Source organism: Streptomyces sp. NPDC007856 (genome assembly GCF_042868225.1).
Taxonomy (GTDB): Bacteria; Actinomycetota; Actinomycetes; order Streptomycetales; family Streptomycetaceae; genus Streptomyces.
On record NZ_JBIAEC010000005.1, the window covers coordinates 423,225 to 449,246 of the forward strand.

The 26,022-nt window shown below is 69.9% G+C and carries 6 protein-coding genes; 1 reads left to right on the forward strand and 5 read right to left on the reverse strand.

The annotated features are described in order from the left end of the window. Nucleotides 1–83: 83 nt before the first annotated feature. Genes ACFYOH_RS15505 through ACFYOH_RS15525 form a run of 5 tightly spaced genes read right to left on the reverse strand, consistent with a single transcriptional unit; the run spans nt 84 to nt 13,925 of the window. Nucleotides 84–428, reverse strand: coding sequence for a hypothetical protein (locus tag ACFYOH_RS15505; protein WP_388625833.1), 345 nt, complete (start codon nt 426–428; stop codon nt 84–86). Beyond that, on the reverse strand, nt 421–735 hold the full coding sequence (locus ACFYOH_RS15510) for a hypothetical protein (RefSeq protein WP_388625835.1): 315 nt from the start codon (nt 733–735) through the stop codon (nt 421–423). Before ACFYOH_RS15510 ends, ACFYOH_RS15505 begins: the two co-directional genes overlap by 8 nt. Then, a complete protein-coding gene (locus tag ACFYOH_RS15515; protein ID WP_388625836.1) occupies nt 732–950 on the reverse strand; it encodes an MbtH family protein in 219 nt (72 codons plus the stop codon). Before ACFYOH_RS15515 ends, ACFYOH_RS15510 begins: the two co-directional genes overlap by 4 nt. Beyond that, nucleotides 940–1,788, reverse strand: a complete 849-nt coding sequence (locus tag ACFYOH_RS15520) for a tryptophan 2,3-dioxygenase family protein (RefSeq protein ID WP_388625838.1) — start codon at nt 1,786–1,788, stop codon at nt 940–942. The genes ACFYOH_RS15515 and ACFYOH_RS15520 overlap by 11 nt, the downstream gene beginning before the upstream one ends. Next, on the reverse strand, nt 1,785–13,925 hold the full coding sequence (locus ACFYOH_RS15525) for an amino acid adenylation domain-containing protein (RefSeq protein ID WP_388625840.1): 12,141 nt from the start codon (nt 13,923–13,925) through the stop codon (nt 1,785–1,787). Before ACFYOH_RS15525 ends, ACFYOH_RS15520 begins: the two co-directional genes overlap by 4 nt. A 683-nt stretch (nt 13,926–14,608) precedes the next feature. Here ACFYOH_RS15525 and ACFYOH_RS15530 point away from each other — a divergent pair. Next, nucleotides 14,609–25,966, forward strand: coding sequence for an amino acid adenylation domain-containing protein (locus ACFYOH_RS15530; RefSeq protein WP_388625842.1), 11,358 nt, complete (start codon nt 14,609–14,611; stop codon nt 25,964–25,966). The last annotated feature ends 56 nt before the right edge of the window (nt 25,967–26,022 follow it).

The window sequence follows — 26,022 nt, forward strand, 5'->3', positions numbered from 1 at the left end:
CGTTCGCTGCGGGGGCCGTGAGAAGGGCCCGCGCGGCCCCTGGGCCACCGTGCCCGGCCGCTGGCCGGGCACGGTGGACGACGTCAGCTGCTCACGAGCTCGGACTCGGCGACGGGCACCAGGCGGCCGGTTCCCGTGAGGGTCGCCAGATCGATGTCCGCGACGCACCGGACGGGATCGTCATTGAGGATCAGCGTGCCCTCCAGGTGCACCGATCCGGTGCCGGCGTCGAAGTCGGCCGCACTGCTGTCGGTGGCCGTCCGGTCCAGGCGCACTCCCAGGTCGGTGCCGCCAGTGGTCTCCGTGAACTTCACGAAGACGAAGCCGAGTTCCTCGACCCTGCGGCGCAGGTCTTCCAGCGAAGCCTGCGGCCCGCCCGCGGCGACCGGGTGGGACCCCTTCGACAGGCGTTGGGTCAGCTCATCCATGCTGTGGCTCCTCACTCGCTCGGCCCTCGGCCGGAGCGGACTCGTCGTCGGCACCCGGCCGCAGGTAGGTCAGGTCGTCGGGAATGGCGAACCCGAGGTCGACGGCGCAGAACTCCCGCCACTCCGCCGTGGTCTGATCGAAGAGCAGCCCCTCCTCGCGGATGGGGTCTGCCAGCACGACGAGATCGTCCGCCAGGTAGACGATGTCCTCGTCGGCGTACTCGCGCTCCTCGGCCGCCGCGGACTTCGACCAGCCGGGGAACCGCCTCAGGTCCCCGAGGACGTATGCCTTGCTGTAGCTCCTCATGACGCCTCCTGCTCCATCTGCCGGCGCAGGCTCAGCGGTCGCATGTCGGTCCACACCTTGTCTATGTGGCTGAGGCACTCCTCCTTGCTTCCCGACATGCCCTCGTCCCGCCAGCCGTTGGGATTCTCCCTGTCAATCGGCCAGATGGAATATTGTTCCTCGTGGTTGAGTACGACCTTGTAGACAATGCCGTCCTCGATGTCGTCATGCGCCATGAAGATCACCCCTTCTTTCTGTCCAGCTGGCGGTAATGCTGTCGCGGATGTCCCAGAGGAATGGGAAGAACTTGATGTCGATCCGCTTCTGCAGGTATGCGGAAGAACCCCCGCCCGTACCGGTTGAGCCGGCCCCGATGGTCTTGGCCACCAACAGCAGGTGCTCCTGGCGCCACATGACCCAGTGTCGGTCGTACTCCAGGAGGGCCTCACCGATCAGAAAGAGCGGGCCGTGCCGTTCCGGATCCGAATAGACCTCGGACCAACCGCCCACTTCTGCGGCGCCTGCGGCTCGGCTGGCGGTTTCGGCGAGGCTCGGCTTCGACAGGATGTCGTGGAGAGGCTCGGGCAGGCGCCCGTGCTGATCGCGGCTCAGCCGGGCAATGTACGAGGGATCACGGAGGCCGCTCAGCAGCTCCAGGGCCCGGAACTGCACCGACTGGAAACCGCTGGCAGAGCCGAGGAACTGGCGGAACTCCTGAAACGCCCGTGGATCGAGGGAGCAAAGGGTGCCCATCTGTGCAGTCTGCGTCTGCAGGATAAGGTTGACGCGGCTCAATTTGGCCAGTGCCTGCGTCCAGATCTGTTTCTCCAAATACTCCTGAACCCGGGACAGTTCGTGCAGCATGACCTTGAACCAGAGCTCCATCGCCTGGTGGGTGACGATGAAGTGAAGTTCATCCGGATGCTCCGGGCTGCTCCGTGGGGTCTGTAGCCCCAGGAGCTCATCGATCTGCAGATAGCTTGAGTACGTCGGTGAGTCGCAGGTGCCGGCCGGATACGCCGCCATCTCTGCCTTGGTCTCGTACAGTTCGGGCCCAGAGTTCCTGTCGGTCATCGCTCCCGCTTTCCGCTGCTTCCCAGGTCCGCGACGTACTTGCTGATGTGGGCTGCCACGGTCGTGAGGTTCGGGGGGTCGAGCATGGTCATATGGGTGCCCGGCACGTCCTGGATGATCAGGCTCTCCCCGATGAGGTCGCTCCAGTTGTCGCGTGGGTCCGGACCCGCGTCCGGGCCGAGGTCGTCGCATCGCAGCAGGAGCACCGGGCCGGAGTACGGGAGCGGTCGATAGGTCAGTGCGGCGCGGGTGTGCGCGCGGACGATGTCCACGTAGCGCGTCATGGACTTGAGGTCCATGTGCTCGCTCTCCAGCCCTGCCTCGGCAGCGAGGTCGAGGAGATGGAGCATGCTCGCATCGGGGGTCAGCGAACGCAGGTGCTCCTCGTTCACCGGCAGCGCTCCGCCGAATTGATGGACGAGGAAGGCGGCGTCGTCCATGGCCTCGAACTCGGCGAGTGTGGGCGAGTCGTCGCCCAGAACCGGATAGCTGTCGAGCATGATCAAGCTGGCGACCTCGCGGCCCTGCGCGGCGAGCTGCCGGGCGAGCTCGTAGGCGATGGTCCCGCCCAGCGAGTATCCCGACAGGAGGTAAGGCCCCTGTGGTTGGGCCTTGACGATGTCCCGCAGGTAGGCGGCAGCAAGTTCCTCGATCGAGTCCAGGGGGCGGACCTCGGGATCCAGACCGTGCGCCTGCACGCCGTAGACGGGTCGCTCCACCTCCAGCGTCTGCGCGAGTCCGGCGAAGCAGAAGACGGTGCCGTTCTTCGGGTGGATGCAGAAGAGCGGGGTACGGCTGCCGGTCGCCCGCAGGGGCACGATGGAGGACGGCCAGTCATGGCGCCCGGCGCCCGCACTGTCGATGCGAGCCGCCATCGCGGCGGGGGTGGGGTGCTGGTAGAGGTCGGCGAGGGGGAGCCGGCCTCCGAACGCCTCCTTGATCCGGTCCGCGAGCCGCATCGCCAGGAGGGAGTGTCCGCCGAGGGAGAAGAAGTTGTCGTGGATGCCGATGTGGGGGTGGTTGAGGGTGTTTTGCCAGAGGTGGGTGAGGGTGGCTTGGGTGGGGGTTTGGGGGGGTGTGGGGGTGTGGGTGTGGGTGGTGTCGGGTTGGGGGAGGGCTTTGCGGTCGATTTTGCCGTGGGGGGTGAGGGGGAGGGTTTCGAGGATGGTGTAGGTGGCGGGGGTCATGTAGTGGGGGCGGGTTCGGGTGAGGTGGGTGGTGAGTTCTTCGGGTGTGGGGTGGGGGTGGGGGGGGCGGAGGGTGAGGTAGGCGATGAGGCGTTGGTCGGTGGGTGTGGGTTGGTGGAGTTGGATGTGGGCTTGGTCGATGGCGGGGTGGGTGCGCAGGGTGTGTTCGATTTCGCCGGGTTCGATGCGGTAGCCGCGGAGTTTGATCTGGTGGTCGGTGCGGCCGAGGAAGGTGAGGGTGCCGTCGGGGTGTTGGCGGGCGAGGTCGCCGGTGGCGTAGAGGCGGGCGCCGGGGGTGGGTGAGTAGGGGTCGGGGATGAAGTGCCGTGCGGTCAGGGCGGGGCGGTGCAGGTAGCCGCGGCCGACGGGGGTGCCGCCGATGTGGAGGTGTCCGGGGGTGCCGAGGGGGACGGGGTGTCCGGTGGTGTCGAGGAGGTAGAGGCGGGTGTTGGGCAGGGCGGTGCCGATGGGGGTGTGGGTGGTGTCGGGGTGGGGTGGTGTGGTGAGGGTGTGGTGGGTGACGTCGTCGGAGCACTCGGTGGGGCCGTAGGCGTTGAGTGCGGGGATGTGGGGGTAGCGGGTGAGCCAGGCGGCGGCGAGGTCGGGTGGGAGGGCTTCGCCGGTGAGGATGAGGTGGCGCAGGGTGGTCAGGGGTGGCGGGGGTGTGGTGCGGGTGTCGAGGTGGGTGAGGAGTGCGGACAGCAGGGAGGGCACGATCTGCAGGACGGTGAGGTGGTGGGTGTCGGTGGCGGTGATGAGCTGGTGGGGGTCGTGGGCGGTGGTGTCGGGCAGGAGGTGGGTGGTGGCTCCGGTGATCAGGGGGGCCAGGAGTTGCCAGACGTGGATGTCGAAGGTGGGGGAGGCGGTGGCGGCGAGGTTGTCGCCGGGAGCCAGACGCAGATCACGGATCTTGGCGTGCAGGTGGTTGATCATGCCGCGGTGTTCGACCTGGGCGGCCTTGGGAGTCCCGGTGGAGCCTGAGGTGTAGATGAGATAGGCGAGATGACGTGACGTCAGGCCACGGCCGACAGGATCCGTGCTGTTCCCACCAGCCCAGGCCGGCTGATCGAGGGCGATGACCGGCAGCGAGACCGGACCCGGCCGTCCGCTCTCTCCCTTCTCACTGTTCTCGCCATTCTGGCTGTTCTGGTTGTTCCTGCTTTTCCATGCGTTGAGGTGGGTGGTGTGGGTGAGGAGGCAGAGGGGGGTGGCGTCGGTGAGTTGGCCGGTGAGGCGTTCGGTGGTGTGGTGGGGGTTGAGGGGGAGGTAGGCGGCGCCGGTCTTGAAGGTGGCCAGGATGGCGGTGACGAGGTCGGTGGTGCGGTCCAGGGCGAGGGCGATGCGGTCCTCGGGGCGGGGGTCGAGGGTGTCGATGAGGTGGTGGGCGAGCCGGTTGGCGCGGGTGTTGAGCTGGCGGTAGGTCAGCTGGAGTTCACCCTCGCGGACCGCGATCGCGTCCGGGGTGCGGGCGGCCTGCTCCTCGAACAGCTCCGGCAGGGTCCGCTCCAGCGGCAGCACCACCGCCGTGTCGTTGAATCGGGTGGTGAGGTCGTGTTGTTCGGTGTCGGTGAGCAGGGGGAGGTCGTGCAGGCGGGTGTCGGGGTGGGTGGTGGCGTGGCGGGTGAGGGTTTCCAGGCGGGTCAGGAGGTGTTCGATGGTGTCGGGGGTGAACAGGTCGGTGTTGTATTCGAGGCTGAGGACGAGGCCGTCGTTTTCCTCGTAGGCGGTGAGGGTCAGGTCGAATTTGGCGGTGGTCTGGGGTGTGTCGTCGAAGGGGGTGAGGGTGAGGCCCGGCCAGGCCTGGGGGTCGGCGGAGTGGGGGGTGTTCTGCAGGACGAGGAGGGTTTGTATGAGGGGGTTGTGGCTGAGGGAGCGGTCGGGTTCGAGGGCTTCGACGAGTTTTTCGAAGGGGAGGTCCTGGTGGGCGTAGCTGCGGAGGGTGGATTCGCGGACGCGGTCCAGGAGTTGGCGGAAGGTGGGGTTGCCGTGTAGTTCGGTGCGCAGGGTGAGGGTGTTGGCGAAGAAGCCGATGAGGTTTTCCAGCTCGGGGCGGGTGCGGCTGGCGGTGGGGGTGCCGATGAGGATGTCGTCCTGGCCGCTCCAGCGGTAGAGGAGGGTGGTGTAGGCGGCCAGCAGGGTCATGAAGAAGGTGGCGCCTGCTTCGTGGCCGAGTTGGCGCAGGTCCTCAGCGAGTTCGGCGGGCCAGCGGGTGATGTGGTGGGCGCCGCGGTAGGTCTGGACGGCGGGGCGGGGGTGGTCGGTGGGCAGTTCCAGCACGGTGGGGGCGCCGGCCAGTTCGGCGCGCCAGTGCTGGAGTTCGGTCTCGAGGGTGTCGCCGGAGAGCAGGGTGCGCTGCCAGACGGCGAAGTCGGGGTATTGCAGGGGCAGCTCGGGAAGGTTCGGGCGGGTGTTGCCGGCGTGGGCGCGGTAGAGCTCGCCCAGTTCCCGCAGCAGGATGTCGTTGGACCAGCCGTCGCTGGCGATGTGGTGCACGGTCAGCAGCAGCACGTGCTGGTCGGGGGCGGTGCGCAGCAGGCTCATGCGCAGCAGCGGGCCCCGGGCCAGGTCGAAGGGGCGCTGGGCTTCGGCGGCGGCCAGGCGGCGGGCGGTGGCGTGGCGGGCGTCGGCGGGCAGTGCGCTCAGGTCGATGACCGGCAGGGCGGTGCGGGCGACGGTGGTGATGTGCTGGTGGGGTTCGCCGCGGTGGCTGGTGATGGTGGTGCGCAGTGTTTCGTGGCGCTGGGTCAGCGCGTGCAGGCTGTGGTGCAGGGCGGCGACGTCGAGGGGGCCGCTCAGGCGGGCGGCCATGGGCAGGTTGTAGACGCTGCCGCCGGGTTCGAGCTGGTCCAGGAACCACAGGCGCTGCTGGGCGAAGGACAGCGGGAGTTCGCTGTCGCGTCCCACCGGCCGCAGCGGCGGGGTAGGGGCCGGGGTGTCGCTGTCGGCCCTGGCCTGCTCGACGCGAGCGGCGAAGCCGGCCACGGTGGGTGCCTCGAAGAGGGCGCGCAGGGGCAGTTCGACGCCCAGTTCCTCGGGAAGGCGGGCGATGACCTGCATCGCCAGGAGGGAGTGTCCGCCGAGGGAGAAGAAGTTGTCGTGGATGCCGATGTGGGGGTGGTTGAGGGTGTTTTGCCAGAGGTGGGTGAGGGTGGCTTGGGTGGGGGTTTGGGGGGGTGTGGGGGTGTGGGTGTGGGTGGTGTCGGGTTGGGGGAGGGCTTTGCGGTCGATTTTGCCGTGGGGGGTGAGGGGGAGGGTTTCGAGGATGGTGTAGGTGGCGGGGGTCATGTAGTGGGGGCGGGTTCGGGTGAGGTGGGTGGTGAGTTCTTCGGGTGTGGGGTGGGGGTGGTGGGGGCGGAGGGTGAGGTAGGCGATGAGGCGTTGGTCGGTGGGTGTGGGTTGGTGGAGTTGGATGTGGGCTTGGTCGATGGCGGGGTGGGTGCGCAGGGTGTGTTCGATTTCGCCGGGTTCGATGCGGTAGCCGCGGAGTTTGATCTGGTGGTCGGTGCGGCCGAGGAAGGTGAGGGTGCCGTCGGGGTGTTGGCGGGCGAGGTCGCCGGTGGCGTAGAGGCGGGCGCCGGGGGTGGGTGAGTAGGGGTCGGGGATGAAGTGCCGTGCGGTCAGGGCGGGGCGGTGCAGGTAGCCGCGGCCGACGGGGGTGCCGCCGATGTGGAGGTGTCCGGGGGTGCCGAGGGGGACGGGGTGTCCGGTGGTGTCGAGGAGGTAGAGGCGGGTGTTGGGCAGGGCGGTGCCGATGGGGGTGTGGGTGGTGTCGGGGTGGGGTGGTGTGGTGAGGGTGTGGTGGGTGACGTCGTCGGAGCACTCGGTGGGGCCGTAGGCGTTGAGTGCGGGGATGTGGGGGTAGCGGGTGAGCCAGGCGGCGGCGAGGTCGGGTGGGAGGGCTTCGCCGGTGAGGATGAGGTGGCGCAGGGTGGTCAGGGGTGGCGGGGGTGTGGTGCGGGTGTCGAGGTGGGTGAGGAGTGCGGACAGCAGGGAGGGCACGATCTGCAGGACGGTGAGGTGGTGGGTGTCGGTGGCGGTGATGAGCTGGTGGGGGTCGTGGGCGGTGGTGTCGGGCAGGAGGTGGGTGGTGGCTCCGGTGATCAGGGGGGCCAGGAGTTGCCAGACGTGGATGTCGAAGGTGGGGGAGGCGGTGGCGGCGAGGTTGTCGCCGGGAGCCAGACGCAGATCACGGATCTTGGCGTGCAGGTGGTTGATCATGCCGCGGTGTTCGACCTGGGCGGCCTTGGGAGTCCCGGTGGAGCCTGAGGTGTAGATGAGATAGGCGAGATGACGTGACGTCAGGCCACGGCCGACAGGATCCGTGCTGTTCCCACCAGCCCAGGCCGGCTGATCGAGGGCGATGACCGGCAGCGAGACCGGACCCGGCCGTCCGCTCTCTCCCTTCTCACTGTTCTCGCCATTCTGGCTGTTCTGGTTGTTCCTGCTTTTCCATGCGTTGAGGTGGGTGGTGTGGGTGAGGAGGCAGAGGGGGGTGGCGTCGGTGAGTTGGCCGGTGAGGCGTTCGGTGGTGTGGTGGGGGTTGAGGGGGAGGTAGGCGGCGCCGGTCTTGAAGGTGGCCAGGATGGCGGTGACGAGGTCGGTGGTGCGGTCCAGGGCGAGGGCGATGCGGTCCTCGGGGCGGGGGTCGAGGGTGTCGATGAGGTGGTGGGCGAGCCGGTTGGCGCGGGTGTTGAGCTGGCGGTAGGTCAGCTGGAGTTCACCCTCGCGGACCGCGATCGCGTCCGGGGTGCGGGCGGCCTGCTCCTCGAACAGCTCCGGCAGGGTCCGCTCCAGCGGCAGCACCACCGCCGTGTCGTTGAACGAGTCGAGGACCAAGGACAGCTCGGACTCGGGAAGCACCGGCAGCTCGCCGAGTGGAAGGTCGTACCTCGACGGCAGGCCCTCCAGGAAGGTGCGCAGCCGCTCGTTGAAGCGCCATGCGCTCTCCTGTGAGTAGCGTCCCGCGTCGTACATGAGCTGCAGCCGCAGGCGGGTGCCTGGCGCGACGATCAAGGTGAGCGGATAGTTGGTCTGCTCCAGGCCGCGGAACTGTTCGATGACGAGACCGTCGAGATCGGTATCGCTCTCGTCAATGCCGGCGATGCGCTCGGCGAGGTAGTTCTCGAACACCACCACGGTTTCGAAGAGCTGGGTGCCGCGCGGCACGTCGGTCCAACCCTGGATGCTCAGCAGTGGCGTGAACTCGTACTGGCGGCCATCGGCCAGGATGTCCTGCACCTGATGCAGCCAGGCCAGCGTCGGCTTGCCCGGGGGCACCGGCACCCGGACCGGCTGGGTGTTGATGAACTGCCCGACGATCTCCTCGGAGCCCGGCAGATCCGCCGGTCGGCCGGCCACGACCGTTCCGAACACGACCTCCGTCTCGTTGGAGTGCCGCTGGAGGAACAGCGCCCAAGCCGCCTGGACCAGCGTTCCCACCGTCAGGTGATGACGCTGGGCGAAGTCGCCCAGAGCCTTGGTGGCGGCGGCCGACAACTCCAGGACCTCCGTGGCCATCCCGCCGACGGTCCGCTCCGGCTCGGACGCGGCCGGGAGAGGAGTGGGGGTGTCGAAGCCCGCCATGGTGCGGCGCCAGTAGTCCTCGGCCGTGGTGAGGTCCTGCCGGTCGAGCCAGCTGATGTAGTCGCGGTACGGACGCACCGGTGGCAGCTGCGGCGCACGCCGCTCAAGCCGGGCCCGGTACGCGGCGACGACCTCCTGGAGCACCCGGGACAGCGACCAGCCGTCGAGCAGCAGATGGTGGTGGGACCACACGAGTTGCACCACGTCCGGGCCGCGGCGGATGAGGACTATGCGCATCAGCGGGGCCTGGCCCGGCTCGAATCCCCGGGTGCGGTCCTGGCGGAGGAAGTCGGCGAGTCTGTCGTCCTGTTCGACCGTCGTCAGGTCCGTCCAGTCCAGCTCCTGCCATGGCACGGCCACCTGTGCGTGTACCGCCTGCAGAGACTCGCCGTGCTCGCGCCAGTAGAAGGAAGTGCGCAGGACCGCATGCCGTGCCACCACGTCCTGCCAGGCTTGCCGGAAGGCGGCGACGTCCAGGCGTCCCTTCAGCTGGCAGGTCACCTGCTCCAGATTGACGCCGCCATCGGGATCGTAGAGCAGGTGGAAGAGCATGCCCTGCTGCAGCGGTGAGAGGGGATACAGGTCCTCGGGCTCGCCCATCGACGCGACCAGCCGGTCGATGCCGGCTTGCCGAATCCCTTTGACCAGCGGGAAGTCCACCGGGGTGAGGAGCGCCGCCGGCTCCTGGCGGACCCGGTCGAGCAGCAGGCCGATCTGGTCCGCGAACGCGTCGGCGAGACGGCCGATGGTCGCCTCGTGGTGGAGCCTGGGGCTGTACGTCCAGCGGACCTGGAGGCGCCCATCGGTGACCAGGGCGCTCACCTCCAGGGCGTGTCGGCGCGGCGCCGAGGGCTCCTGGGCGATGCCGGTGGACTCGGCCGCGGCCTGCCAGCCGCCGTCCGGGCCGAGGCCGCCGTGGAACCGTCCGAGGTAGTTGAACAGCACGCTGCGTTCGGGAAGTTCCCGGAGCCGGCCGGTGATCTCATCAGCGTCCCGGACGTAGCGCAGCAGACCGTAGCCGAGGCCGCCGCCCGGAATGGTGCGGTAGCGGTTCTTGAGTTCGCGCAGGACATGGAGGGGTTCGCCGGAGTCGATCACGAGCGGATGGATGCTGGTGAACCAGCCGACCGTGCGGGTGGGGTCCAGCCCGGCGGCGAAGGGGTCGCGGCCATGACCCTCGATGTCGATCGCGACCCTTTCCGCGCCCGACCACTCGGCCAGGGTCCGGCCCAGGGCGGCCAGCATGATCTCGACGGGCCGGATCCGCGCGTCCGACGCCGAACGCAGCAGCGCGGCGGTCTGCTCGCGGTCGAGCACACGCGAGACGGACAGTGCCTCACCGGCCGTGCCCGCGTCGTCGGCCGGGACGTCCCCGGCGATACGGGGCAGGGCGGTGGTTGCGCCGTCCATCATCTCCAGCCAGAACGTCAGCTCGTCCGCCACTTCCCCGGAGTTCGCCCGGGCGGCGAGGGCGCGGGCCCAGCCGTCGAACGAAGTCGGCGGGTCCGGCTGTTCCGACGGCGACTCGCCGCGCAGCAGCTGCCCGTGGATCGTGCCGAGGTCCTCCAGGAGAAGGCGCCAGGAGACGCCGTCGACCGCGAGGTGATGGAGGACCAACAGCAGTCGGTCGCCCTCTTCGCCCAGCTTGAAGTAGGCGGCCTTGAGCAGCAGGCCCGCGCCCAGATCGATGCTCGACTGGACCTCGTCCGCCGCGGCCGCGAACGCGGCGGCCCGCTCGTCGGCCGGAACGGCGCGGAGGTCCACCTCGCGGAGCAGCCCGCGGGAGGCCGGGTCCCCGCCTGCGATCTCCTGCTGCCACTCGGAACCGTTCCGGGTGAAGCGCAGCCGCATCGCGGGATGACGCAGGACGAGCAGTCGCAGCGCGGAGCGCAGGAGTTCCGGATCCGCCGCTTCGGCGGGCCTCAGGAGCAGCGACTGGTTGAAGTGGTGTGGTGCGGGGCGTTCCTTCTCGAAGAACCAGTGCTGGACGGGAGTGAGCGGGATGGGCTCGCCGTCCCTGCCCACCGAGGCAGCGGGGGCGTCGTCGGCCTGGTCGTCGGGCGTCGCGGCCACCGCGGCGAGTTCGGCGATCGTCTGGTGTGCGAAGAGATCCCGGGGTGTGAAGCGCAGGCCGAGGCGGCCCGCCTGTGCGGCGACCTGCATGCTGATGATGGAGTCGCCGCCGAGGGTGAAGAAGTTGTCGTGTCGGCCGATCGGGTCCACGTGCAGGAGCGAGGACCAGAGTTCGGCGAGCCGTGACTCCACTGGCCCCTGCGGCGGTTGGTAGGCGGTCGGCACGTACTGCCGCATCGTGCTCGGCGCCGGCAGCGCTCGGGAGTCGATCTTCCCGTTCGGCGTCAATGGCAGCCCGGGCAGCACCACGTGCGTGGCCGGCAGCATGTACGAGGGCAGCGCGGCCGAGGCCGCCTGCCTGGCCCGCTCCACCAGCTCCTCGGCGTCCGTGTGCGGGTCGGCGGCCACCAGATAGGCCACCAGGCGCCGGGCCCCCGGGTCGTCCTCACGCACCTGCACGTGAGCATCCCCGATCTCCGCCACAGCGCGCAGCGTCTGCTCGATCTCGCCGGGCTCGATGCGGTAGCCGCGCAGCTTCACCTGCTGGTCGGCGCGCCCGAGATAGTGCAGGACGCCCTCCTCGTCTGCGCGGGCCAGGTCGCCGGAGCGGTACATGCGGGCGCCGGGCTGCTCGGCGTAGGGGTCGGGTCGGTAGCGGTCGGCGGTGAGCCCGGGCCGGCCGTGGTAGCCGCGGGTCACCGCCGGGCCGGCCACGCAGATCTCGCCCGTCACGCCCGGCGGGACCTGCCGGCCGCGGGCATCGAGCAGGTAGACCGCCAGGTCGGGCAGGGCGCGTCCGACGCGTCCCGACCCGCCAACGGCCAGATCCCGTTCGGCGAGCCGATGGTAAGTTGTGTGCACCGTGGTCTCGGTGATCCCGTACATGTTGATGAGGTCCGGGCACCGCGATCCCCAGGACGAGGCCCAGCGCGCGAGCCGGTCCCCGGCCAGCGCCTCCCCGGCGAAGACGACGGCCCTCAGCCCGGTGGGGCGCATGCGCTCCAACTCGGCGGCGAGCGGGGTGAAGGCGGACGGTGTCTGGCTGAGGATCGTCACGGACTGCTCGCGCAGCAGCGTGGCCATCCGGCCGGGCTGCCGCCGGGTCTCGTCATCGACCAGCACCAGCCGCGCGCCGTGCGTCAGCGCGCCGAACAGTTCCCACACCGACACGTCGAAAGCCATCGAGTGGAACAGGCTCCAGACGTCGTCCGAGGTGAAGCCGAAGTGCCGGTCGGCCGCCGAGAAAAGGCGCGCGACCTGATGGTGTTCGACGAGGACACCCTTCGGCGTGCCGGTCGAGCCGGAGGTGTAGATGACGTAGGCGAGCTGCCGCGGCCGGACCCGGCGGGCGAGCGCCACCGGCTGCCCGATCCCGTCGTCAGGACCCGCGGTCTCCGGCTCGTCGAGCAGGATCGGCCGCATGCGTTGCCGGACCGGCTCCGCAAGGCTCTCCCAGAGCCGCCGGACGGTCACCACCGTACGGCAGCCGCCGTCACCGAGAATCCGCTCCACCCGATTCACCGGCAGAGCCGCGTCCAGTGGCACGTAGGCGCCGCCCGCCACCTGAACGGCGAGCGCCGCCACCACCTGCTGCGCCGACCGCTCCAGCCAGACCCCGCAGCAGTCCTCCGGGCCGGCGCCCTCCGCGCGCAGCCGGCCGGCCAGTTGCCCGGCCCACGCCAGCAGTCGCCGGTAGGTCCATTGCCGATCCCCCGATACCAGTGCCACCGCGTCGGCACGCACCCCGGCCTGTTCCGCGAATCCCGCCACCGGCATCACCGCCTCGGGCAGCGCGGTCCGATGCGCGTTCAGCTCCTGCGCCACCCGGACCTCACCGGCGGCGTCCAGCAGCCCCACGTTCCCCAGGGGCTTCTCGACCCCATTCACCAGGCCCGTGAACACGCACTCCAGTTGTTCCAGCAGCGCTGCCGCCTCGTCCCGGGTACAGCACCCGCGGCGAAACAGCAGCCGCAGCTCAAGACGGCGCCCCGGCGCCGCCACGAGCGTCAGGGGCACATCGGTTTCGTCCGCCACCCGTATCCCGGACACCACTTGGCCCCGGTCCGACGCGGCCGCATGGCCCGCATCGCCGCCCGCCGAGCCTGAGACGGGATGGTTCTCCACGACCACCAGGCTCGCGAACAACCTGCGCCCGCGTCCCACACCACTCCATGACTGCACCTGCGCCAGCGGAGTGTGCTCGAACTCCCGTAGTGCCACGAGATGGTCCTGCACCCCCTCGAGCCATGCGCCCGCTTCGGTCCCGTCGGAGACATTCACCCGCACCGGGAGGGTGTTGATGAACAGACCCACCATCTGCTCGACGCCCGACAGCTCCGCGGGACGGCCCGAGACGGTCGTGCCGAACACCACCTCTGACTGCCCGCTGTGCCGCGCCAGCAGCACTGCCCAGGCCGCCTGCACCGCGGTCGCCATCGTGGTGCCACGGGCCGTGCACAAGCGCTGCAGCCGAGACGTCAGACCTTCGTCCAGCTCCCGGACCACGCTCTCCGCCCCGCCGCCCGCGTCCGGCTCCCGCCGGTCGGCCTCGAACGGCAGCGGGGTGGGCGCCGTGATCGCCCCCACTTCGTGCCGCCACATCCGCTCGGCCGCCGCACCGTCCTGCTCCTGCAGCCACGCCACGAAGTCCCGGTACGGACGCACCCGCGGCAGCACCGCGGGCTGCCCCGACCGCAGGCCCTCGTACAGGGCCAGCACCTCGCGGAAGAGGGTGGCGCGGGACCAGCCGTCGAAGATGAGGTGGTGGTTGCTGCACACCACCTCGAAGGTCTCGTCGCCCAACTGGATGGCCGTCATGCGCATCAGCGGCGCCTGCGTCACGTCGAAGCCGCGCCTGCGGTCCTCGGCCAGAAACGCCTCCAGGCGCTGCTCCATCTCGTCGTCAGGGGTATCGCGCCAGTCGAGTTCGGTCCAGGGCAGGGTGACCCGTCGCCGCACTGCCTGGATCGGCTGGGGCAGGTTCTCCCAGAGAAACAAGGTGCGTAGCGCGGTGTGCCGCTCGATCGCCTGTTCCCAGGCCGAGCGGAAGGCCTCCAGGTCGAAGTCGCCCTCGACGCGGAAGGCGAGCTGCTCCACATAGACGCTTCCGCCGTCGGCGACCGCATGGAACAGCATGCCCTGCTGAAGCGGCGTCAAGGGGTAAATGTCATCAACATTCTTCAACATCGGTTCCCTGGGATCCTCGGACTCGACGGGGAATACCTGGAGCGATCGGTTGGCGCAGCGACGTGAACACGAAAAGAAATGCGGGGCGGGAAAACAGCTGAATGCCATATGGCGTCAATGCAGTGAAAAAGACCGGCCCTGCCTGCGAATGATCTCGTGCTTGTGAAACCACGAGCCCTCAATAGCCCAACCGGTGTACGGGTGGCTGGTGAAGCCTGCTTACCCCCTTAGTCCTCCGCTCCCGTGAATCGGGCTACGGCCCGATCGGTGGACTGCTGCAGCATGTGCCGGCCGGCCTCCGGGAGTCCGGCCTTGTGAGAGTAACGGGAAGGTTTGTTCGTGTCAGGGCGTCGCCGGTAAACCTTTGGCCTTCCCGTGGCATAAGTGCTGGTGGCACTGACTTTACAGAGGCTACGGGTGTTCGACTGCGAAGTAGTTTCGGCCGACATACTCGTACGAACGCGCCACCTGCTCGCTCGACCAGGCCCAACGGGGTCCAGGCGTGTCCTGCTCGTCGCGTCCGCAGACGCGTCCGTGTGTCAGTACGACCAATCTGACCAGCGGATATTCCATCTGGGCGGGTCTGAACGAACCGCTGGAACCATGCCGTCCGACGCCGCCCCGCGGTGCCTGTCACGCGAAGGAGCCGGTTCCGAATGCCGTCCGCAACGGCGCGGGCGGCACAAAGAAACACGCTAGCCATGATCTTGGTTGTGGGTTAGGATCGCCGATCAGAATGCCGCCCGTGGCTTAGATAGGCCGGATGCAACCACACCCGCAGGTGATATCGCATGTGTTGGAGTGGGTTGCGCTTCTATGGGGGAGCCGATTTCGTGATTTCACAGTTTCAGCAGGATGTTCAGGCGCCAAGAACGCTGTTTGACGTCTTGCGTCATCGAGCTCTTCACCAGCCCGACCAAATCGGTTGGACATTCCTTGCTGACGGTGAACAGGAGACGGGTCGACTCTCCTACTCCCAACTCGATGCCCGTGCCCGTGGAGTCGCCGGCTGGCTGCAGTCGCGCTTTTCTCCAGGGGACCGCATCCTCCTGCTCTGTCCCTCTGGCCTGGATTTCCTGGCCGGGTTTCTCGGTTGCTTTTACGCGGGAATGATTGCCGTTCCGGTGAATCTTCCCCTCGGTAACGCGGCCCGGCAACTCGCGCGTATTCCCGCGATTCTCTCGAGTGCCGGCGCACGATGTGCCCTGACGACCGCCGAGGGCCTGGCCATGGCCGGCGACCTGGCGGCCCAGTTCCCCGAGACGGAGGCGCTCGTCTGGCTCGGCCTTGATCAGTTCGATCAGGATGAGTGGGCGGAGCGCTGGAGCCCCGCGGACGTCGGGACCGACGACATCGCCTTCCTGCAGTACACCTCCGGATCAACCGCCCAGCCCAAGGGCGTGATGGTCAGCCATGCCAACCTCATGCACAACTGCCGGGTGATGGAGGACCTCTGGGGGGTCACCGAGGGCGATCGCATCGTCAGCTGGCTGCCGCTCTTCCACGACCTGGGCCTGATCGGGAACATCCTGCTCTCGCTGTACAAGGGAATCCCGGCCGTCTTCATGCCGCCCGCCGCGTTCGTCAGGTCACCCGTGAGGTGGCTCGACGCGATCTCCCGCTATCGCGGCACCATCAGCATGGCGCCCAACTTCGCTTTCGACATGTGCGTGGAGAAGGTGCCCGCGCGGCTCCGCGAGCGGCTCGATCTGAGCAGCTGGCGGCTGGCGGTCAACGGGGCGGAGCCGGTGCGGGCGGCCACGCTCGACCGGTTCACCGAGGCGTTCGCCGACAGCGGCTGGCGAGCCGAGGTCATGGCGCCGTCCTACGGACTGGCCGAGGCGACCTTGCTCGTGGCGGGCCACGGCGGCCATGGGGCACCGCAGTCGGCCCGTTTCGCCAAGGAGGGCCTGCAGGCCGACCGCGCGGAGCCCCAGGACGACCCGGCCGTTCCCGGCCGGACGCTGGTGAACTGCTCGGTTCCGTCTCCGCTGCAGCGGCTGGCCGTCGTCGACCCGGAGTCGCGCACCGAGCTGCCCGAGGGCCGTATCGGTGAGATCTGGGTGTCCGGCTCCAGTGTGGCGATGGGCTATTGGGGCCTGGAGGACGAGACGCGGAAGGTGTTTCGGGCCACTCTGGACGGCGAACCCAGCGAAAGCTTCCTTCGAACGGGCGATCTGGGTTTCCTGCACCAGGGTGCGCTGTACATAGCGGGACGGCTCAAGGACTTGATGATTGTCCGGGGGCAGAACTACTACCCTCAGGATGTCGAACTGGCCGCCGAGCGCAGCTGTCCCGAGGTGCGCCCCAACTGCTCCGCCGCCTTCACCGTGACCTCGGCGGACGAAGAGCGCGTGGTCCTGGTGGCGGAGGTCCGCAGGGACGCCGACCGCGGGCGGATCGACGCGGCCGTCGAGGCGATCCGTGCCGGTGTGCTGGAGGAGACTGAACTGCGCCTGGACGCGGTCGTGTTGATCCCGAACGGCCGGATCACCAAGACGACCAGCGGCAAGATCCAGCGCGGCGCCGCCCGCGACGCGTTCCTCAAGGGCGAGCTGCCCGTGATCGCCGGCGACGTGCCCGAGCGGCTGAAGCGGGAGCCGGCGGCCGACCCCGGCCAAGCGCCCGCGCCCACGGACGCGGTCGTGCGGGCCCGGGCAGCCGACGCCGGCTCCCGCGATGCGGAGCCTATGCAGTTCAGTCTCCTGTACTTCTCCAGCAACGCCGCGGACTTCGCCGAGGACAAGTACCGGCTGCTGCTGGAGGGCGCGAAGTTCGCCGACGAGCACGACTTCACCGCGGTCTGGCTCCCCGAACGCCACTTCCATGCCTTCGGGGGCCTCTATCCCAACCCCTCGGTTCTGGCCTCGGCGCTGGCGGTAGCGACCCGGCGGATCAGGCTGAGGGCGGGAAGCGTGGTCCTGCCCATGCACCATCCGGTGCGGGTGGCGGAGGAGTGGGCGGTTGTGGACAACCTCTCCGGGGGCCGCGTCGATCTGGCCTTCGCCGCCGGGTGGAACCCCAACGACTTCGTACTCGCCCCCGACAAGTTCCACGACCGGTACGGGCACCTGTTCTCCGGCATCGAGACCGTCAAGAGCCTGTGGGGCGGAGGCTCCGTCGAGCTGCCCAACGGCAAGGCCGAGCAGACCTCGGTCAGGATCCACCCCGCGCCCCGGCAGCCCGAACTGCGGACCTGGCTGACCTGCTCGGGATCGCCGGAGCGCTTCGCCGAGGCGGGCGAACACGGCCACCATGTGCTGACCGGCCTGCTGTTCCAGACCGTGGAGGAACTGGCCGAGAAGATCGCCGTGTACCGCGCGGCGCGCGCCCGGGCCGGCCACGACCCGGCTGCCGGACACGTCACGCTGATGCTGCACACATTCGTGGGCGACGACCTCGATGAGGTGCGGGAATCCGTGCGCGGCCCGTTCATCTCCTACCTGGAGTCCTCCGTGGACCTGTGGCGCCACGGATTCCAGCGGCTGGACGAGATGGCGGCCGTTGAGCGCGAGCAGGTCCTGTCGTACGCGTTCGAACGCTACTTCCAGTCCGCGGCGCTGTTCGGTACGCCGCGCACCTGCCTGCCGTTCGTGCAGAGCCTGCGGGCCGCGGGTGTGGACGAGATCGCGAGTCTGATCGACTTCGGCGTCGACGTCACCGCCACCCTCGACGGCCTGGACTCGCTGAACGTGCTGCGCAAGCGGGCTCAGCGGCTGCCCGCCCGGAGCGACGGACCGGCGGGATCGTCCGCGGCGTCCCCGCCTGCCGCAGCTCTCATCGCGGCCCCGACGGTCACACCCGCTCCGCCTTCCCCGTATGCCACCCCGCGGGACAGGCGGGACAGGCAGGAGCAGCAGGACCCGCAGGACCCCCCGGAACCGGCAGAGATCTTCCGTCGGCTGAATGAGGCGGTGCCCGGCGCCCGGGCGGCCCTTCTGCAGCAGTATCTGCGGGAACGGGTGGCGCAAGTCCTGGAGCGCGGCATCGATGAGATCAGCCGGGTACACAGTTTGCGGGGACTCGGTCTCGACTCCCTGATGGTGGTCGGCGTGATGAACGCCTGCCAGCGCGACCTCCGCCTCGTGCTGGCCCCGGCGGACTTCCACCGGTTCACCGACTTCGCCGAGCTGGCCGAGCATCTGGCCGGCGCCTTCTCCCGCGCGCACTCCGGCGCCGGGCCGGAGGCCGGCGCCGGGCGCGGGGCCCTGGAACTCCGCCGCAGAGTGCGGACGGAGACCTTCCCGCTCTCCCTGCCTCAGCAACGGCTGTGGTTCCTGGAGCAGTTGGCCCCCGACACGCCCGCCTACTGCACGCCGATGGCCCTGCGTCTGTCCGGGCCGCTGGAAGTGGCGGCCCTGGAACGGTCGCTGAACCACGTGGTCACGCGGCATGAAGCACTCCGCACGGCGTTCATCGACCGCGACGGGGAGCCCTGCCAGGTCGTCACCGAGTCCCAGCGCATCACCGTCTCGGTCACCGACCTCCGCGACCGGCCCGCCGAACTACGGGCGGACGCCGCCTTGGAGCTCGCCGCAGAGCAGGCCCGTACCCCATTCGACCTCGCCCGCAGCCCGCTGTTGCGAGCCGCTGTGTATCGCATCGCGGAGGATGACCACCTGCTGGTCATGGTCGGACACCACATCGTCATCGACGGCTGGGCGATCAAAGTGCTGTTCGGCGAACTGGCGGCGGGCTACGCGGCCGCGCTGCAGGGCGCCGAGCCCGAGCTGCCCGAACTTCCCTTGCAGTACCCCGACTTCACGCTCTGGCAACGCGAGTGGGCAGAGAGCCAGGACGTGGCCGGGCAACTCGGCTACTGGAAACGGCAACTTGCCGGCGCCCCCGCCATGCTGGAGCTGCCGACGGACCACCCACGCCCGGCGGTCCAGCGCTTCCGTGGCCGCACCCGGGGAGGGCTGCTCCCGGCGGAGCTGGTACGGGCTGTGCACGGCCTTGGCAAGGAAGAGGGGGCGACCCTCTTCATGGTGCTGCTGGCGGCATTCGACGTGCTGCTCGCCCGCTACAGCGGCCAGCAGGACGTCGTCGTCGGCACCCCCGTGGCGAGCCGGACCCGCCCCGAGCTGGAGAACCTGATCGGGTTCTTCGCCAACACCCTGGCGCTGCGTGCTGACCTCACCGGAAACCCCACCTTCCGCGAGTTGCTGGGGCGGATCCGGCGCACCTGTCTGGACGCCTACTCCCACCAGGAAGTCCCGCTCGAGCTGGTCGTCGATGCGCTGCGGCCCGAGCGGGACCTCAGCCACCAGATGCTCTTCCAGACGCTGTTCGTGCTCCAGGAGACCGGCCTGCCCGACCTGCCGCTGCCTGGGATCGACGCCAAGCCCGTTGCACTCGATCCGGGCACCTCGCGGTTCGACCTCGCCTTCTCGCTGAACGAGGCGGAGGACGGGCTGCATTGCGCCGTCGAGTACAACACGGACCTGTTCGACGACTCCACTGTTGCCGACATGCTGGAGCACTACCGGGTGCTCCTGGAGTCCGCGGTTGCCGACCCCGAATGCCCGGTGGAGCTGCTGGAGATGCGCACCGGATCCGAGCGGGCACGGCAGGAGGAGTGGAACGCCACCGATCTCCCGCTCCCGGCCGCGGGCGACGGTCTGCTCCATCGCCGCTTCGAGCGGCAGGCGGCCCTGACCCCCGACACGGTCGCGTTGTGCTGCGGGCACCGCCAGCTGACGTATGCCGCCCTCAACCGGCGGGCCAACCGACTGGCCCGGCTGTTGCGGGAGCTCGGGGTGCGGGCCGAGACGCTGGTCGGAGTCTTCCTGGAGCGCTCCGCGGACTCCGTCGCGGGGCTGCTGGCGGTGCTCAAGGCCGGCGGCGTCCATGTGCCGCTGGACCCCTCGTATCCGCCCGATCGGCTGGACCACATGATCGGCGACAGCGCGGTGTGCACCCTGGTGACCACGGCGGACCTCGCCGAACGTCTCCAGTCCCGTCCCACCGCGGTGATCCGCCTCGACCAGGAGGCAGACGCCGCGCGCCTCGCCGGGCACAGCCCGGACGACCTGCCCGAAGACCCCGCGCCGGACCAACTCGCTTACATCGTCTTCACCTCGGGTTCCACCGGGCGGCCCAAGGGCGCGATGATGGCCCATCGAGGCCTGGTCAACCTGGTCGAGGTCGAGAGGGCGGAGCTGCAGTCCGGACACGGCAGTCGGGTGCTTCAACTCGCCTCGCTGGCCTTCGACGCCTCTCTCTGGGACATCGTGATGGCCCTGCCCTTTGGCGGGACGCTGTGCGTGGCGACCGGCGCCGAACGGGTGCCCGGCGACGAGCTCACCCGGCTGCTGACCGAGCAGGCGATCACCCACGCCACCCTCGCCCCCTCCGTGCTGGCCGTGCTCCCCCCGTCGTCCGCCCCCGATCTGCGCGTGCTCACCTCCACCGGTGAGGCGCTGCGGGCCGAGGTGGCCGACCGCTGGGCCGCCGGATGCCGGCTGATCAACGGATACGGGCCGACCGAGTCCACCGTCGGGGCGACCATCGGTGACTGCCGTCCGGGCAACCGAGAACCGGACCTGGGGCGCCCCTTCGCCAACACCCGGGTCAGCGTGCTGGACCCGCACTTCCGGCCCGCCCCGACGGGAGTGCCGGGCGAGATCTGCATCGGCGGCGCGGGACTGTCCCGGGGCTACCTGGGACGCCCGGGCCTGACCGCCGAGCGCTTTGTCCCCGACCCCGCCGGCGACGGGGCCCGCCTGTACCGGACCGGGGACCGTGCCCGGTTCCTCCCGGACGGTCGCCTGGTGTTCCTGGGGCGGTCGGACCACCAGATCGAGCTGCGCGGGTTCCGGATCGAACTGGGGGAGATCGAGGCCGTGCTGCGCGAGCACCGGGCCGTACGGGAGAGCTCCGTGATCGTGACGGAGCACACGGGGGACGGCCGGGCAGCGGACGACAGCGACGGCGCGGGCGTCGCGGTGACCCGGTTGGTCGCCTACGTGGCCGCCGAGCCCGGCACGTCGGCAGCGCAGCTACGGGCACACTGTGCCGAGCGCCTGCCCGACTACATGCTGCCGAGCGCCTTCGTCGTTCTGGATGCTCTGCCGCTCACTCCGAACGGAAAGCTCGACCGGCGTGCCCTGCCCGCGCCGGACGCGACCCCGCAGGGCTCTGCGGGCGGGTACGAGCCGCCGAGATCCGACGAAGAGAGGAAGATCGCCGAGATCTGGGAGGGCCTGCTCGGCCTGGCCCGGGTGGGCCGGTCCGACAACTTCTTCGAGCTCGGCGGGGACTCCATCCTCAGCCTGCGGATGGTGGCACGAGCCGTGGAGGCCGGCCTTGCCCTGACCACCCGCATGGTCTTCCGGCACCGTACCGTGGCCGAGCTGGCAGCCGCGGTCGGCGGTGACGCGAGGGTCGCGGGAACCGTGGGGGCCACCCATGCCGCGCTGCTGGAGCAAAAAGAGGTGGACCGGCTGGCCGAGCGCATAGCCGACCTGGAAGAGGTCTACCCGGCGACCCCGCTGCAGCAGGGCATGCTCTTCCACTCCCTCGCGGACCCGGAGAGTGCCGTCTACCGGGTGCAGCTGGCGCTGCGCCTCGAGGGCGCGCTGGACCCGGGTGCCCTGCGTACGGCCTGGGAGCGGACTGCGCAGCGGCACGCCGTGCTCCGCACGTCCTTCCACCGCAGCTCGCAGGGGGAACCGGTGCAGGTGGTGCACCGCAGCGCGGTACCAGCCTGGACGGATCTCGACTGGCGCGACGAAAAGCCGGGAAACACCGAACCGGCCGACCGGCTGGCGGAACTGGCGGAGCGGGAGCGGGCCACGCCGCTCGGTCTTGACACGCCGCCGCTGCGCATCACCCTCGTGCGGCTCGAGGACGAGGCCTGGCACCTGGTGTGGACGGTGCACCACGCATTGCTCGACGGCTGGTCCCTGCCGATCGTGCTCTCCGACATGCTGGCACTGTACGAGGCGATCGTCGGCGGAAGTGCCGCCGCCCTACCGCGGGTGCGTCCGTACCGGGACTTTGTGGAATGGCTGGGCCGCCAGGAGCCAGGTGCCGCGGAGCAGGTGTGGCGCCGGGTGCTGGGCGACTTTGTGGAGCCCACGCCGCTGCCGTGGCATGCGCCGGTGAGGCTCGGATCCGGCGTGGGCAGCGTGGTGCGTGAGGCGCCGGCCGGGCTGGCGGGCCGGCTGCGGGAGCTGTCCGAGCGGTCCGGGGTGACCGTGGGGACGGTGCTTCAGGCGGCCTGGGGCGTGCTGATGGCCCGGCACAGCGGCAGCCAGGACGTGGTGTTCGGCGTCACGGTATCGGGGCGTCCCCCGGAACTCAGAGGCGTGGAAGGGATGGTGGGGCTGTTCATCAACACCCTGCCTGTGCGGCTGCGTCTGGCACCGGGTACCGAGGTGGAGACCTGGTTGCGGGAGGTGCAGGAGCTGCTCCTGGAGCTGCGGGAGCACGAGCATGTGCCGCTGACGCAGGTCAAGGGATGGAGCGGAGTGCCGCAAGGCCGGCCGCTGTTCGAAACTCTGGTGGTGGTGGAGAACCATCCGGTCTCGCTGCCGGGTGCCGATCCCGCAGGTCCGGATCGGGTGCTGGTCCGTGACGTGAGCGTGGCGGACGAGACGGATGTGGCGCTGACCCTGGTCGCGGTGCCGGACGGCGATCGGATCGGGCTGCGCCTGCAGTTCGATGCCATGCGCTACGACGAGGCGTCCGCGGAGCGTCTGCTGGCTCAGCTGGAGACGGTGCTCGAGGGGTTGTGCCGGGCACCTGCACAGTCGCTCGGGTCGATCGGACTCATGGACGGCTCCGGCGAGCAGCGGCAGCGGGCGGTACTGAACCCGCGGCGACGCACCTTCGGGTCGGTGGTGGCGCCGGTGGTCGGCTTCGCGAAGCAGGCCAGGGTGCGCCCGGATGCGGTGGCGCTGGTGTCCGGGGACCGGCAGTGGACCTACCGGATGCTGCTGGGGCGGGCCCACGCGGTCGCCGAACGGCTGCGCGAGGCCGGAGTGACGGCGGAGTCGCTGTGCGCGGTGCTGCTGGAACGCTCGGTTCACCAGGTGGCGGCAGTAGTGGGAGTACAGCTGGCGGGCGGAGCCTATGTGCCGCTGGACACCGCCCAGCCCGCGGAACGGCTGGCCTATGTGGTGCGCGACAGCGGCTGCCGGGTGTTGGTCGCGACCCGTGCGCTGGCCCGGCGGATTCCAGCGGAGGCGCTGCACGACGTCCGGGTGGTGCTTCTCGACGAGGACGGCGCGGTCAGCGACCGGTACGAGCCGGCGCCCGCCGAAATCGAGGTGCACGAGCACCAACTGGCGTACGCCATCTACACCTCCGGCTCCACCGGTGCCCCCAAGGGAGTACTGGTCGAGCACGCACAGGTGGCCCGGCTGTTCGCCGCTGCGCAGGAGCGGCGCGCATTCGGCAGCGACGAGGTGTGGAGCCTCTTCCACTCCATGGCGTTCGACTTCTCGGTGTGGGAGTTGTGGGGCGCGCTGCTGCACGGCGCCCGGTTGGTGCTGGTGGGCGAGGACGAGCGGCGGGACCCGGACCGGACGGCGCGCTTGCTGCGGGCACAGGGGGTGACGGTGCTCAGCCAGACGCCGTCGGCCTTCGCCCCCCTCACCGAGGCACTCGGAGACCGGCCGACGAGCCTGCGCACGGTGGTCTTCGGCGGCGAAGCCCTCGTGGGCGACCGATTCGCGCAGTGGGCGGCGAGCCTCGGCGGCCGCTGCCCGGAACTCGTGAACATGTATGGCATCACCGAGACTACCGTTCACGTCACCCACCACGCCCTGACCGGCGACGATCTGGCCCCCCGGGCCCCCAGCGCCATCGGCCGGCCCCTGGGCGACCTGAGCGTTTACCTCCTGGACGACAACGACCACCAGGTCCCGGCCGGCGTCGCCGCCGAAATCCACGTGGCCGGCCCCGGCGTGACGCGCGGTTACCTCAACCGTCCTGGGCAGACGGCGGATCGCTTCCGCCCCGACCCCTTCTCCAGTGCCCCTGGAGCCCGCCTCTACCGCACGGGCGACCTGGCTCGCGCCAACCCGGACGGCACCCTCGTCTACCTGGGCCGCACCGACCAGCAGATAAAGCTGCGCGGCTACCGCATCGAACCCGGCGAGATCGAGCACGCCTTGCGCACCTGCCCCGCGATCGCCGACGCGCACGTCCGTCTGCGTGAAGACTCCCCCGGCGACCGCAAGCTGACCGCCTACCTGGTCCCGGCTCCCGGCGCGGACGGCTCCGGAACGAAGCTGATCACCGAGGCGCGCGCCCACCTGGCCGCCGCCCTGCCGCCCTACATGATCCCGGCCGCCTTCGTCGTGCTGCCGGCCATCCCGCTCACCTCCAATGGCAAAATCGACACTCACGAACTGCCCGCGCCGGCGGGCGACCGCCTGGGCGTGGAAGCCGCCTACGAGGAGCCCCGGGGCACGATCGAGACCCGCCTGGCCCAGCTGTGGAGCGACATGCTGCACGTCAGCCCGATCGGGCGCGGCGACAGCTTCTTCCGACTGGGCGGCGATTCCCTGCTGGTGACGGTGCTTCAGAGCCGTATCCAGTCCGAGTTCGGTGCCGACGTGCCTCTGCGCACCGTCTTCACCGCCCCCGACCTCGCCGCGCTGGCCGCCGAGATCGGCGGCGACCGCTCCGGGTCGGCCAGTGCCGGACAGTCCCAGGAGTCTGAAGGCGCCGGGGAGCGTGCGGCAGCCATTCCGGCGCTTGCACCGCACCTCCGGCAGGGCGGGCTGCCGCTCTCCTCCGGCCAGCGGCGATTCTGGTTCCTGGAGCAGTGGGCGACCGGCACCCCGCTGTATCACATCTCCGGCGCACTCAGGTTGACCGGCGAGCTCGACGTGGCCGCGCTGCGAGGCAGCCTGGACGGACTGGTACGGCGCCATGAGAGCCTGCGGACGCATCTGGTCGAGGCCGATGGCGAGGGGCGCCAGGTCGTCCTGCCCCCGTACCCCGCGCCGCTGCCCGTGCTCGACCTGTCCGGCTTGGCGCCGGAGCAGCGAGCGGGCCAGGCCGAACGCGCGGTCCGCACGGCGGCCGAGGCGCTCTTCCGGATCAATGGCGGACGGCTGTGGCGGTTCGCCCTGGTGCGGACGGGCGTCGAAGAGCACCGGCTGGTGGTCTGCCTGCACCACCTGATAGCCGACGGCCAGTCGCTGTCGCTGCTGCTGACGGAGCTGGGAGAGGACTACGGCACTCTGCGCTCCGGCAAGGAGGTGAGCCGCAGCGCGCCCCGGATCCAGTACGGCGACTATACGGAATGGCAGCGGGAACGGCTCGCATGCGACGCGCTGCGCCCTGAGCTGGAGTACTGGCGGGAGCGGCTGGCGGACGTGGCCGACCCGAACCTGCCCACCGAGCTGCCCCGCCCCGAGGAGCAGAGCCACGACAGTGCGGTGCACGAGATCGGGCTGCCGGAAGAGACGGCCCGGGGTGTGGAGGAACTCGGCCGCCGGGCCAACGCCACCCCGTTCATGGTGCTGTTCGCGGCCGCCGCGGTCGCCGTCGGCCAGCACCGCGAACTGACCGAGGTGGTGATGGGCACCCCCGTCGCGGGTCGCAGCCGACCCGAACTGGCGGGAATGATCGGCTACCTGTCCAACACCCTGGTGCTACGCCTGCGGGTGGCAGGCTGCGCCAAGTTCGGCGACCTGCTGTCCCGCGCGCGGGAGGTGTGCCTGGGCGCGTACGAGCACGCCGAGGTCCCCTTCGACCAGGTGGTCCACGAGCTGAGGCCGAACCGGGTCGAGACGCATCTGCCGCTGTTCCAGACCTGGTTCGTGGTCCAGGAGGACCTGGGGGTAGAGACCGCCTTCGAGGGGCTGCGTGTCGAAGCTGTCGGGGTCACGCCAAGCCTCGCCCGCTACGACCTGCGGGTGGAGTTCCGCCGGTCGCCGAGGGGCCTTCGGCTGGTCTGCGAGTACAAGACGGCTCTGTTCTCCGCGGCCGGGATCGGCAGGCTGACCCACCGCCTGGCTGGGGTGCTGGCGGCCGCGGTGGACCGCCCGGACATCCCGCTCGACGAGTTGGCCGAACGGCTCGACTCCGCCGAGGAAGCGAGACAAACCCGGGCGGAGGCCGGTGCCGCGGCCTACAGCGCCACTGCCCTGCAGCGGCGCCGCCGACGCGGTTGCGGTGGAAGGTGACGAAACCGCTCGGCGCTCCTCCGGCGGAACCACAGCGAAAGGCAGGGAAGACAGAC

Bases quoted from the DNA above. Each gene is read 5' to 3' on its own strand.
- ACFYOH_RS15505 (WP_388625833.1), bottom strand. From the start codon at position 428: ATGGATGAGCTGACCCAACGCCTGTCGAAGGGGTCCCACCCGGTCGCC.
- ACFYOH_RS15510 (WP_388625835.1), bottom strand. From the start codon at position 735: ATGAGGAGCTACAGCAAGGCATACGTCCTCGGGGACCTGAGGCGGTTC.
- ACFYOH_RS15525 (WP_388625840.1), bottom strand. From the start codon at position 13,925: ATGGCATTCAGCTGTTTTCCCGCCCCGCATTTCTTTTCGTGTTCACGT.
- ACFYOH_RS15520 (WP_388625838.1), bottom strand. From the start codon at position 1,788: ATGACCGACAGGAACTCTGGGCCCGAACTGTACGAGACCAAGGCAGAG.
- ACFYOH_RS15530 (WP_388625842.1), top strand. From the start codon at position 14,609: ATGTGTTGGAGTGGGTTGCGCTTCTATGGGGGAGCCGATTTCGTGATT.
- ACFYOH_RS15515 (WP_388625836.1), bottom strand. From the start codon at position 950: ATGGCGCATGACGACATCGAGGACGGCATTGTCTACAAGGTCGTACTC.